We start from the raw sequence: 11,033 nt of genomic DNA, 5'->3' as shown, positions 1-11,033 counted from the left end.
TACATTCTTGTTGCCTTATCAATGATAGTCATCGGTGGTACATCCTCTAAGAAGCTGGCGCAGGATCTGGCTAAGGAATTAGATTCAAAATATGTTCAGGCACAAGTTTCAAGGTTTCCGGACGGAGAATGCTATGTCCGTATCGAGGAAGATGCTCTCGATGATGATGTTATAGTCGTCCAGAACACTCATCCCGACAACAATCTGGTGGAGATGCTCCTGATTCAGGATGCCGCTCTCGGCCTGGGAGCAAAAAGCGTCACCAGCGTTGTGCCTTATTTTGGATATTCAAGGCAGGATGAGCGCTTCAACAAGGGAGAGGCGCTGAGCGCCAAAGTCATGGTTGACATCATGGGTCTCACCTCGACAAGGCTGGCTTCAGTGGATGTCCACAAGCCTGTGGTTCTTGACTGGTTTGCCGGAAAGACCTACAACATCTCTGCAGCACACTGCATCGGGGAGTTCTTCAAAGACAGCGGCATCGATCTCGTGCTTGCTCCAGACGAGGGAGCTCTGGACCGCGCAGCGGCAGTCGCAGAGGCCATTCATGCAGAGTTCGACAATCTTGAGAAAACAAGACTGTCCGGCGAAGTGGTGCGCATGGCTCCCAAGAATGTTGATGCCAAAGACAAGAGCGTTCTGATCGTTGATGACATCATCTCCACCGGCGGTACGATTGAAGCAGCCGCCAACCAGCTGAAGGTGTTGGGCGCCAAGAGCGTCATCGCCGTCTGTACACACGGGCTGTTTGCCAAAGATGCGTTAGACAGGCTGCGCAAGTGCTGCAATGCTGTTTACTCAACCAATACAATTGAAAACGAAGTGTCTGTGATCTCTGTGGCTCCCGAGATTGCCAAAGTTTTGAGGGATTGAACTTGTCCAGCATTAAAAAGGATGAGAATTTCAGCGAATGGTACAATGAGATTGTGGAGGAAGCCGGGCTTACTGATAAGCGCTATCCCATCAAGGGCATGAATGTCTGGCCCGCTTACGGCTGGAAGATCATGAGATATGTGGACTCCTACATCCGCGAGGAACTCGATGCCACTCACCACGATGAGGTATGCTTTCCTCTTCTGATTCCGCAGACGGAGTTCCAGAAGGAAAAGGAGCATATCAAGGGCTTTGACGCCGAGGTATACTGGGTCACCAAAGCAGGCGATAACGAGCTGGATATTCCCTTGGTGCTGCGTCCTACTTCCGAGACGGCGATGTATCCCATGTTTTCTCTCTGGATACGTTCCCACTCTGATCTGCCGCTGAAAATCTACCAGCTGGTGAACACATTCAGGTATGAAACGAAACAGACAAGGGCGTTTATCCGCGTCAGGGAGATTCATTTCTTTGAGTCGCACACCTGCCACGTTGATGAGGAGGACGCACAGAAGCAGATCGAGGAAGACATTCAGATTCTTTCCAGGATCGCTAAGAAACTGTGCATGCCCTACATGCTTCTGAGAAGAACCGAATGGGACAAGTTCCCCGGAGCATACTATACTGTGGGAATCGACACCACTCTTATCAAGGGCCGCTCTCTGCAGCTGGGTTCAATACATCACTATCATGAGAACTTCTCCAAGCCCTTTGACATTAAATATGAAGATCTGAACGGGGACCTGAAATATGTCCATCAGACCACTTACGGAATGTCTGAACGTCTCTTAGGCGCTGTCATCGGCGTTCACGGAGACGACAAAGGTTTAGTGCTGCCTCCGGCCATTGCTCCGTTCCAGGTTGTTATCATTCCTATCCTGGCCAAAGGCAATGTGGAGGAAGTCGAGAAACAGGCCTGCATTCTGCGCGATGAGCTCAGAGCCGCAGGTATAAGAGTGGAACTGGATGACGGCGATGAGCGTCCCGGCAACAAGTTCTTCAAATGGGAGCTCAAGGGAGTTCCGCTGCGTCTCGAACTCGGAGAAAGAGACATCAAGAACGGCGTAGTGGCATTTGCCAGGCGCTTTGACGGTCAGAAAGGATCGTTCCAGCGGTCTGAGGTAACAAGCCTCGTCAAAGCTGAGCTGGATAAGATCGCTGAAGAAATGGACGCTAAAGCCTGGGCAAAAATGAAGGAGTCCATTATCTCCGTGGATGATCTGGAAAATCCTCCGGAAATGATCCTGCGCTTCGGCTGGTGCGGCGATGAAAACTGCGGCAAGGCCATTGAGGAGAAGACAGGACTCAAGATCCTCGGCACTCCGTACATTCACGAGGAGTTCCACGGCAAGTGCGCCGGCTGCGGCAAGGACACAGACATCGTGGTTTACTCTGCCAGGGCTATGTAAGCCCTTCAAAACCTCTTTTCTATGGAAATCAGAGGTAGTGATGTTTAATGACGTATGTAAATCTCATTGCGACTGAATTCCCTCTGCCGACCAAAGTTACTTTGGTCGATCCAGAGATCAACAACGGCGAACCGTTTGAATATCGCACAGATAACTCTAGATGCGGTTTCAATACATATTTGGTCGAAAAGGAAGAATGTTTAGAGTTCGGTGCTCTTTCCAATCTACCGCCGATTCTTCCTAAATACATCTATGCATTTGAGACATCTAGAGACCAATTTCATGAAAAATATGATTCCAAAGAACGAGTAGATGAAGCCAGACTGGAGCTGAAAAAACTCAGAGCATTCATAAGACATGTTGTTAACACTATGGGCGAAGTGTGCATCGTTTTTCAGTCTTTATCTGCTAAGTTACTCTGCGCTGAAAACATCGATTCTGTAACAATGTGTGTGGATGATTTAGACCTGGATGGAGAGTCGTTTAGCTTTAATCGCATAACTCTCCATCGTTTTGTCAGGCGTGAAGATGCGCCGGTACCGGTATTCAAAGGCAATATGAATAGAAAAAGCCGTGCCTGTTGCATAACGCTTTTAGCATGTTCTCAACGACTTCCCGAAGGATATGCAAAAGATCATGGCATAAGACAAGGGTCTTATTATGGTCAAACTGAACTGGATTTGACTAAAGAAAATTTTGGTTTAGATGATGGTATTGAACATTATGCCCCCGGCTTGTCTGATCTGGATAAGATTCTTCCACCACACATTTACATTTCAGGATTTAATCCCTCAATCTATCCATGGGGAGATCCGGAAAGCAGGCAGAGTCAGAGAAAGTCTGTAGAAAAACTGATAAACTATCTGCAGTCAATTGTTGATGACCAAGGAGAAGTCTGGTACATCAGACACTGGATGCCAGATAATCTTGCAAAAGCAGATTCAGTTGAAATAAGAACGATGAAAGTCAGTGATCTGGATCTCAGCGGTGAAGTGTTTGAGTTCGAACTCTGTGTGCTCTATCATTTTGTGAAATGAAGCACATGCATGAAAATAATAAACTCTTGGCTGCAGCAATCATCTCTTTGATATCATCTGCAGCATTTTTTAAGTTCTTCTGAATTATGTCATCAGTTATTTTTCCTAAGCAGTTAAAAAGATGTGAATCTAAAATAAAAAAAGAGTTATCCAGGCTCTAAAGCCGGATCGGATCATTCAGATTTTGATTTAGTCTTGGTTAATAAAAGACCACAAATTCCGAGCAGGATTAAAATGATCATTATTGAATAGATTGGAATGTACTCTGCACTGAATATATTCCAGCTTCCATAGGCAACTCCCCAGCCGATGTATATGGCCAGTGCCAATATTATCAGTATGAAGGAGAATATCCTTATGGCTTTGTGAGGAAAGTCCGAATCTGCCATCTTAACGTCCAATAACGCAGACCTATTAAACATTTATTATGCAGTTTTTGGAAAATCAGCATCTTAACAATGGCGGACTTTCAGTCTGCAGCCGTCATCTGATCATCTTCAGAATTTTCTCATTTATAGATTGTCAGCTCAGATGCTAGCGGATCAGCATCAAGTGTAGACTCTATGCAGGCTCCCGTAGCCATTTTAAATACTGTATTCTTATTCCGCAGTATGCTCCTTGAAGGGGATTTAATCTATCTGCTTGACTCGAAAGGATACCGCCACTGGCTGACTCTTGGAAACGGCATGGTCCGCGTCCAGGGGCTGGGAGTTGTAGACTCATCAAAAATCATCGGCCAGGAGGACGGATACGCTCTTTCGATTGCCGGCAAGACCTTTACAGCCCTCAAGCCGATGATCGGAGATCTTATGCAGTCATTAGAGAGGGGTCCGCAGATCATAACTCCCAAGGATGCAGCCACGATAGCTTTCCGTCTGGGTCTGAGAGCCGGAGAGACCGTGGTAGAGGCAGGCGTAGGCTCTGGAGCATTGACAATGGCTTTGATCAATTCAGTAATGCCGACTGGAAGGGTAATCTCCATGGAATTCAGGGAAGAGTTTGCCAGAGGCGCAGAGAAGAACATCAAAAGAGCCGGGCTTCATGAATTCTGGGAAGTCAAGATCGGAGACATCAGAAAAGACAACCCGGGAGTGATGGCAGACGCGGTCTCCCTGGACATGCCCGATCCCCAGCTGGCTCTGGACAATATCGAAGCATTCCTGAGGCCGGGAGGAAGAATCTCCGCGTATGTTCCCAATACAAATCAGCTTGCTGATGTAGTTCACGGGCTGGAAGACAGGAATTATATCGAGATTGACGCACTGGAGAATATTCAGAGAAGAATGGAAGTGCACCCAGGCGGAGTGAGGCCGTCTTTTGAGAATCTCGGGCACACAGGATACCTGATCTTTGCAAGAAAACCATCGAGAAATTAGAGCAACTTAAATTACATGGAGTGCGTTGCCTCCCACGGTACTAATCATGGTTAATGCAGAGATCAGAATCGAATTGAAAAAAGGAGTAGCCGATCCAGAGGGAGCCAACACCAAAAAAGCGTTAGAGCTTCTGGGATTCAAAGGCATTCTGGGAGTTAAAACGGTCAAAGTGTTCTCTATGGAGCTGGATATGAGTGCCGAAGAGGCCCTTGCAGCCTGTGAGGAGATGTCCAGAAAACTCCTTGCCAACCCTGTGATCCAGTCATATAAGATTGAGCTCAAATGAGGGATTTAATGCTCGATTTGAAATTGGCAAAGAAACGGGATGTTCCCTTCTCGCTTTATGATATTGATATTTTCTCAGCTTCAGACGAAGAACTCAAGGAGATATCCTCAAAACTGGGACTTAATCTTAGTCTGCAGGAAATGAAGGATGTCAGAGCATACTTCCAGTCTAAGCAGAGAATGCCGACAGATGTTGAAATCCAGTCGATTGCGCAGGCCTGGAGCGAACACTGCTGTTACAAGTCTTCTAAAGTATTTCTGCGCGAGAACATATTCAACACTCCTACCACTGATGTTCTTTCAAAAGGCGATGCGGGAGTAATGAATTTTGATGATGATTATGCCTACTGTCTGAGAATAGAGAGTCATAACCATCCGTCTGCAATTGAACCATACGGAGGCGCAGCCACAGGTATCGGAGGCATTGTCAGAGACGTTCTGGCTATGGGTGCCCAGCCGATTGCCCTCGTAGACCCGCTGTTCTTCGGAGAACCAGACTTAAAAGAGGTTCCGGCAGGGACAAAGCTTCCCAAGTATCTGATCAAGGGAGTCGTAGGAGGAATAAGAGACTACGGCAACAGGATCGGCATTCCTACAGTGGCAGGAGGAATGTTCTTCGATAAGTCATACACGGGCAACTGTCTTGTCAACGTAGGATGCATCGGCTTCCTGAGGAAAGACAAGCTGCTGAACAACTCCGTCAAAGGAGTCGGAGATGTATTGATCCTCGTAGGAGGAAAGACAGGCCGCGACGGCATTCACGGAGTCAACTTTGCTTCAGCAGAACTTCATGAAAGATCGGAAGACGAATCGAGAGGCGCAGTGCAGCTTGGAGACCCGATCATGAAAGAGCCCACAATCCATGCCTGCCTGGAAGCCAATGACAAAGGCCTGCTTTCAGGAATAAAGGATCTCGGCGGAGGAGGACTTTCCTGTGTGGTGGGAGAGATTGCCCTGGCAGGAGGCTGCGGAGCAGTGGTCCAAGTAGATGCAGTGCATCTTAAGGAAGAGGGATTGGCGCCCTGGGAAATCTGGGTTTCAGAATCGCAGGAACGCATGATGCTGGCAGCTCCCAAGGAAAACACGGAAGCCATTCTTGACATCTTCAAAATGTGGGACGTTCCGGCCGTGGTGATCGGCGAAGTAGTCGATGAGCAGAAAGTCACACTTTATTACAAAAATGAAATCATTTACGAATTGGACTTAGACTTCCTTACCAAGGGGCCGGAGTACTGCCGCCCCTGTGCGGAAGCGGAGGATATTCCGAAGACTGCAGTGAAGAAGCCGCAGATCCCGGGCGATCTGAGCAGCGTGCTTTTGTCTTTATTATCAGACCCGAACGTGGCATCCAAGGACTGGGTCATCAGACAGTATGATCACGAAGTGAGGGGAAACACTGTCATCAAGCCTCTGCAGGGAGATGTTTCTCATCCTGGACCGGCAGATGCTACAGTCATCAGGCCCCTGCCGGGAAGCTGCCGCGGTCTGGCAATCGCCATTGGAGTCAATCCGTGGTTTGCAGGACTTGACCCTCTGAAAGGAGGAAAGTCTGCCATTGATGAAACATGCCGCAACATCACGGCAGTCGGAGGAAAGCCGCATGCTCTCACAGACTGTCTCAATTTCGGAAACCCGGAGAAACCTGAAAAGCTCTATGAGTTCCGCGAAGCCTTGAAGGGTATCGGCGATATGGCAAAGGCTTTGAATCTGGCTGTTCCCTCGGGAAATGTTTCATTCTATAACGAAACAACTTACGGCTCTGTGCTGCCGGCACCGACAATTCTCGGAGTCGGCATTGTGGAAGATATCAGAAAATGCGTTACCACCGACTTCAAGGACGAAGGCAATCCTGTATATCTGGTAGGAAAAACGAAAGATGAGATGGGAGCCTCGCTGCTCTGGCGCAGGTTCGGAGGAGAAGGCGGAAACGTGCCGGACTCTGATCCTGAAGAGCTGTCAAAGAATTCTGACATCGTAAGGGAAGCAATCAGCTCAGGACTGGTAAAAAGCTGTCATGACTGTTCAGATGGGGGAGCCGCTGTTGCCGTGTCTGAAATGTGCATCGGCGGGAACGTAGGCTTTGAAGGAACACTGCCTGAAGACATGCCGGCTGAAGTCTTCCTCTTCTCTGAATCGAATTCAAGGTTCATTCTGGAAATCGATGCCGCCCAGGAATCAAAGTGGAAGGAGCTGGCGGGAGACAGGGCACAGAAGATAGGAGAGCTCAGGGGAGACAAGATTGCTTTCGGCAGCAAAGTAAGCATTTCCGTGCAGAGTGCCAGAGATGCCTGGTCTAAACCTTTGTGGAATATAATGGGGTGATTAAGATGGATACAAAAGACATAAAAGTCTGCGTACTGAGGATAGAAGGCACCAACTGCGAAGATGAAACGAATGAAGCCTTCAGAATGCTGGGTGCGTCTGTAGAAACAATCCACCTTAAGCAGCTCACATCTGATGTCTCTCCGGCATTGAGGCGCAGTCTGGAAGACTATCACATACTGGCATTTCCCGGAGGCTTCTCAGCTGGAGATTATGTCAGAGCCGGTGCGATCTTCGCAGCCAGAATGAAATCTGCTCTCGCAGGGGACCTGCAGAAGTTTGTGGAGTCAGGCAAACCTGTGCTGGGAATCTGCAACGGCTTTCAGATCTTAGTCGAACTGGGACTTCTGCCGGCCATGGGCAAGACAATGAGTGATTTTCCTCAGTCTGCCTTGTATACCAACGACTCTGCCAGATTCGAATGCCGCCCGACATTTCTGAGACATGACAACAGGGGCAGGTGCCTCTTTACATCTCAGATTCCGCAGGGAAAGGTGCTCATGATTCCCTCTGCTCATGCAGAAGGCAATCTGAAGTTCCCGTCAGACATGCAGAGCAAGTATCTGGAGAAGCTTGAAGAAAACGACCAGATCGTATTCAGATACGTCAATCCCAATGAGGATGAAGTCTCATACCCCTGGTGCCCGAACGGTTCGATCTCGCAGATCGCCGGTATCTGCAACGAAGGCGGAAATGTACTTGGTCTGATGCCTCATCCTGAAAGAGTCATGTTCAGATTCCAGCATCCTGACTGGACAAGATCAAAAGAATGTCCGGATGGAGCTGGAGACGGCAGGGCAGTCTTCCAGTCTGTACTGGACAGCGTAAAAAAATCTTTCTGAGAATTTTTATTCTACGCTGATGTGGATCTCCACCTGGTCTCCATCGGAGATCCCCAGCGTATGTCTCAGATTATATTTGCATAAAACTTCAAGTGTGTCTGTGTAGTGGGAACGTGAAGGAATCGTAACGGCGCATTCGAGGTTCTTGATCGTTGCCGGATAGCATCTTACGTCTCCAAAGGTTCTTTCTTCATGCTGGAACCCCTCAACGACAACGCTCCTGCTTCTGCGCATTATTTCTATCTTGGGAAGATCTTTCTGTCCCACTTTCAGATTCAGAGTTCCATCGAATGGTATGTAGCCTAATTTTTCTTCAAACTGGCTGCGGTAACCCGGCTGATTGACATAGTACTGGCCTTCACCCATGCCGGTTACGAGGGTTCCTGTAATCGTTATGCTGTTTTTAGAATCAAAAATCATCTGATATTCAGAGTATTCCTGTCTTAAGGCTTCTACTCCCAGCGGGGTAATCTTAATCCTCTGTTTTCTGGCTCCCAGATCTCTTTCGATAAGGTTTTCATCAAGCAGTTCCAAAATCCTCTTTGAAGCAGACTGCTGGCTTATTCCGAGATCTTTTCCGAATTCCCTGGAGGACATGGAAACATAATCAGTCATGCCGCCCATCACAGCTATTCGCCTAAGAGCAATTGAGAATTTCTCATTCATAAAAAGCCTCTGAACGATTTACAACACCATTTCATACAGATTATTTATAGATTCAGCTGTCAGTTTGGACGTTCATGAAATTAAAAGTATGTCAGATGCCTGAGCATCCGACTTTAAAAGGTTATTCTGCGTCTTCGCCGCCTTCAAAGTACTGCTGGACGGCATTGTAGATATCTTCCATGCCGGTCCCGTTCTCTGCTGAAACCGGAGTGAGTTCGCGGTACATTCCTATCGACTCCATGGCCTTCAGGAACTCAATGTTCATGACAGACTGAGAATCAATATTTCCGTCTGTGAGGGCATTATATAGAGCGTAGGGGTCTTTTGCCCAGCTTTCCATTTCTGCCAGCACATCGTCGCTGAGAATATCTGACTTTGAGAGTATGTTGAGAATTGGAATTGAAAATCTAAACTGAGTGATGGCGCAGAGCATCATATCAGATACAAACCCGTTGGGGCTTTTAGCCAGCATCGGGTCTGAAAGGAACAATAAAAATCCAGAGTCGCGTCCGAGCTCCTCTATTATGGCTGTAGATGACTGCCTGAAGGCAAAAAGCTCCATCTGGCCAGGGGTATCGACCAGAGCAAACCTTGCTCCCATTTCCTTAACTGTCGGACCCCATTCTTTGATGTTTACCGCCATCAGATCTGCCGCGGCAATCTGGGCGCCGTTGGGGCCGAGGGAATAATCTTCCATTACCTCGCTGAGGTTTACCCAGTCTCTTATGTCTACATCGGCATCATAAGGCAGGTAATCGGCGCCTGGATCCAGATTGACTATGATTGATTCAAGGCCTATGTTGTCCAGCCATTCCTGGTATGCCCGCACCAGTGAACTTTTCCCGCTGCCGGCTGTCCCTGTAAAATACAAATAATTCATGAGCAGAGCGCTAATGATTACGGGAGATCAAATATCTTTCTACAATTGTATTATCTCTGCGCATCTATGAAAATAATTCTGCTTTGAAATAAGCTTCGATAGAGTTTTTAATACTGCGCACTCATAATATGGTTATGACTAAAACAAACATAACTATAACACTCCCAGAACAGTTGATCTCTAGAATAGATGAAGAGGTAGCTAAGAACGGCTACAGCTCAAGAGAAGAATTAGTATTATTCGTTCTTCGTTATTATTTTGATAAAAATGGGAAAATCACAACACCTATGATTTAAATATTATAGACCTTCCTGGTTACTTACAAGTAACTCATTCAATATATTTCTTAAGTCGTATTCTATACCTATGACAGCACAAACGTCTAAGAAATATCCAGTAAAATCAAGCGTTTCCAAAGAGTTTCTGGACATGATCGACAAGGAAGTGGCTAAGAAGGGTTTTAACGGTCGCGGTGATTTTGCGCAATTCTGCATGAGATACTATTTTGCAGATCAGGATCATTATGACTGTATAAATAGCGAGATAATCTTATTAAACTCTAAGAAGCAACAAAAAAAGTAAAGTATAATTGGAGGCCGGTGCGGGTATAATTGTTTGACTGAACGTCTGGTCTTCATATATCTTTGCTGATTTTTCATATATTGGGATGCGAGTATCCTGCCATTGCTGTTTCTGATTGATTGATGTGTACATTTTTGTAACTTATAAGTAACGAAGATAGTAAGTTATGGATGATGTTAAAGGCATGAAGAAATGGCAACTGGATAATTTTTATCAAATGATGTCAATCCACCTTCACTCAAACATTCATCAACAAACGCATATGCCATTTCTTCGCACATTTAGCTGCATGAGAATTCATCACAGGTCTCTTTCAATCATGTTCATCAGGTGCCTTGCATGATTCGTATCATGAGGAAATGATATCCCATGTTCACATTTAGCACAAAAGTGTATATGCATAAAAAGCAGTATACTGTCTAAGGTGGAGGTGGAACATCTCCTGAAAAGGAGACGGGACATAAAGTCCAGAGTTTAATATCATAAGCTAGATGCTTACGATATTTCGATACTTATCGACAATTTGCCGATGCGTATCTCAACTTTGAATCCTCTGCGGACTCTAGTAATTCTGGCACAAGCCAGCATATCACCTCCCGCCCAGGAATCCAAGCCCGCGGAGCTGGGTCCAGCCACCTCCACGCGGCTTGGTTTTTCCCCAACGGGCACTTTTAGATGGACATTTTAATATTTAATTGGCTTGCAAAACGAAGAGTGGAAACTAAGGATTATCTTTGGATACATCAGACTCAACTATTGAA

The 11,033-nt window shown here is 46.7% G+C and carries 12 protein-coding genes; 9 read left to right on the top strand and 3 right to left on the bottom strand.

Going from position 1 to position 11,033, the window contains the following annotated elements:
- The first annotated feature begins 21 nt into the window (after window positions 1-21).
- From H729_RS08795 to H729_RS08785, 3 genes are read left to right on the top strand one after another with little or no spacing between them, the layout of a single operon-like run.
- On the top strand, window positions 22-873 hold the full coding sequence (locus H729_RS08795; RefSeq protein ID WP_020449656.1) for a ribose-phosphate diphosphokinase: 852 nt from the start codon (window positions 22-24) through the stop codon (window positions 871-873).
- Between the two features lie 11 nt (window positions 874-884).
- Window positions 885-2,282, top strand: coding sequence for a proline--tRNA ligase (gene proS / locus H729_RS08790; protein WP_048134639.1), 1,398 nt, complete (start codon window positions 885-887; stop codon window positions 2,280-2,282).
- Between the two features lie 47 nt (window positions 2,283-2,329).
- Window positions 2,330-3,319 (top strand): hypothetical protein, encoded by a 990-nt coding sequence (locus tag H729_RS08785; RefSeq protein ID WP_020449654.1) that lies wholly within the window; start codon window positions 2,330-2,332, stop codon window positions 3,317-3,319.
- Between the two features lie 173 nt (window positions 3,320-3,492).
- On the opposite strand, the gene H729_RS08780 is transcribed toward H729_RS08785, so the two are convergent.
- The gene (locus H729_RS08780) at window positions 3,493-3,708 is read right to left on the bottom strand and encodes a hypothetical protein (protein ID WP_020449653.1); all 216 of its coding nucleotides are present in this window, start codon (window positions 3,706-3,708) and stop codon (window positions 3,493-3,495) included.
- A 174-nt stretch (window positions 3,709-3,882) separates the two neighbouring features.
- Between H729_RS08780 and H729_RS08775 the strand changes: the two genes are divergently transcribed.
- The 4 genes from H729_RS08775 to purQ are packed head-to-tail and all read left to right on the top strand — an operon-like array spanning window position 3,883 to window position 8,144.
- Entirely contained in the window at window positions 3,883-4,695 is an 813-nt protein-coding gene (locus tag H729_RS08775) for a tRNA (adenine-N1)-methyltransferase (RefSeq protein ID WP_020449652.1), read from the top strand.
- A 46-nt stretch (window positions 4,696-4,741) separates the two neighbouring features.
- Window positions 4,742-4,981, top strand: a complete 240-nt coding sequence (purS, locus tag H729_RS08770) for a phosphoribosylformylglycinamidine synthase subunit PurS (protein ID WP_048134109.1) — start codon at window positions 4,742-4,744, stop codon at window positions 4,979-4,981.
- An 8-nt stretch (window positions 4,982-4,989) separates the two neighbouring features.
- Window positions 4,990-7,302, top strand: a complete 2,313-nt coding sequence (gene purL, locus H729_RS08765; RefSeq protein ID WP_048134634.1) for a phosphoribosylformylglycinamidine synthase subunit PurL — start codon at window positions 4,990-4,992, stop codon at window positions 7,300-7,302.
- A gap of 5 nt (window positions 7,303-7,307) precedes the next feature.
- On the top strand, window positions 7,308-8,144 hold the full coding sequence (purQ, locus tag H729_RS08760; RefSeq protein ID WP_020449649.1) for a phosphoribosylformylglycinamidine synthase subunit PurQ: 837 nt from the start codon (window positions 7,308-7,310) through the stop codon (window positions 8,142-8,144).
- A gap of 6 nt (window positions 8,145-8,150) precedes the next feature.
- Here the strand turns inward: purQ and H729_RS08755 are convergent, their stop codons facing one another.
- Window positions 8,151-8,810 carry a DUF120 domain-containing protein gene (locus H729_RS08755; protein ID WP_020449648.1) on the bottom strand — a complete coding sequence of 220 codons (660 nt, stop codon included), beginning with the start codon at window positions 8,808-8,810 and terminating at the stop codon, window positions 8,151-8,153.
- A gap of 121 nt (window positions 8,811-8,931) precedes the next feature.
- Window positions 8,932-9,690, bottom strand: a complete 759-nt coding sequence (locus tag H729_RS08750; protein WP_048134107.1) for an ATP/GTP-binding protein — start codon at window positions 9,688-9,690, stop codon at window positions 8,932-8,934.
- A 134-nt stretch (window positions 9,691-9,824) separates the two neighbouring features.
- On the opposite strand from H729_RS08750, the gene H729_RS09830 reads away from it, so the two are divergent.
- A complete protein-coding gene (locus H729_RS09830) occupies window positions 9,825-9,986 on the top strand; it encodes a ribbon-helix-helix domain-containing protein (protein WP_172618697.1) in 162 nt (53 codons plus the stop codon).
- Window positions 9,987-10,056: 70 nt separating this feature from the next.
- Complete coding sequence (locus tag H729_RS08745; protein ID WP_020449645.1) at window positions 10,057-10,272, top strand: ribbon-helix-helix domain-containing protein; 216 nt, start codon at window positions 10,057-10,059, stop codon at window positions 10,270-10,272.
- Window positions 10,273-11,033: the final 761 nt, after the last annotated feature.

The organism is Candidatus Methanomassiliicoccus intestinalis Issoire-Mx1, assembly GCF_000404225.1.
Taxonomy (GTDB): Archaea; Thermoplasmatota; Thermoplasmata; order Methanomassiliicoccales; family Methanomassiliicoccaceae; genus Methanomassiliicoccus_A; species Methanomassiliicoccus_A intestinalis.
This window is presented reverse-complemented; position numbering and strand designations above follow the sequence as displayed.

Excerpts from the sequence above, each read along its gene's own strand:
- H729_RS08795 (WP_020449656.1), top strand. The coding sequence starts at position 22 with ATGATAGTCATCGGTGGTACATCCTCTAAGAAGCTGGCGCAGGATCTG.
- H729_RS08785 (WP_020449654.1), top strand. The coding sequence starts at position 2,330 with ATGACGTATGTAAATCTCATTGCGACTGAATTCCCTCTGCCGACCAAA.
- H729_RS08780 (WP_020449653.1), bottom strand. The coding sequence starts at position 3,708 with ATGGCAGATTCGGACTTTCCTCACAAAGCCATAAGGATATTCTCCTTC.
- H729_RS08775 (WP_020449652.1), top strand. The coding sequence starts at position 3,883 with ATGCAGGCTCCCGTAGCCATTTTAAATACTGTATTCTTATTCCGCAGT.
- purS (WP_048134109.1), top strand. The coding sequence starts at position 4,742 with ATGGTTAATGCAGAGATCAGAATCGAATTGAAAAAAGGAGTAGCCGAT.
- purL (WP_048134634.1), top strand. The coding sequence starts at position 4,990 with ATGCTCGATTTGAAATTGGCAAAGAAACGGGATGTTCCCTTCTCGCTT.
- purQ (WP_020449649.1), top strand. The coding sequence starts at position 7,308 with ATGGATACAAAAGACATAAAAGTCTGCGTACTGAGGATAGAAGGCACC.
- H729_RS08755 (WP_020449648.1), bottom strand. The coding sequence starts at position 8,810 with ATGAATGAGAAATTCTCAATTGCTCTTAGGCGAATAGCTGTGATGGGC.
- H729_RS08750 (WP_048134107.1), bottom strand. The coding sequence starts at position 9,690 with ATGAATTATTTGTATTTTACAGGGACAGCCGGCAGCGGGAAAAGTTCA.
- H729_RS09830 (WP_172618697.1), top strand. The coding sequence starts at position 9,825 with ATGACTAAAACAAACATAACTATAACACTCCCAGAACAGTTGATCTCT.
- H729_RS08745 (WP_020449645.1), top strand. The coding sequence starts at position 10,057 with ATGACAGCACAAACGTCTAAGAAATATCCAGTAAAATCAAGCGTTTCC.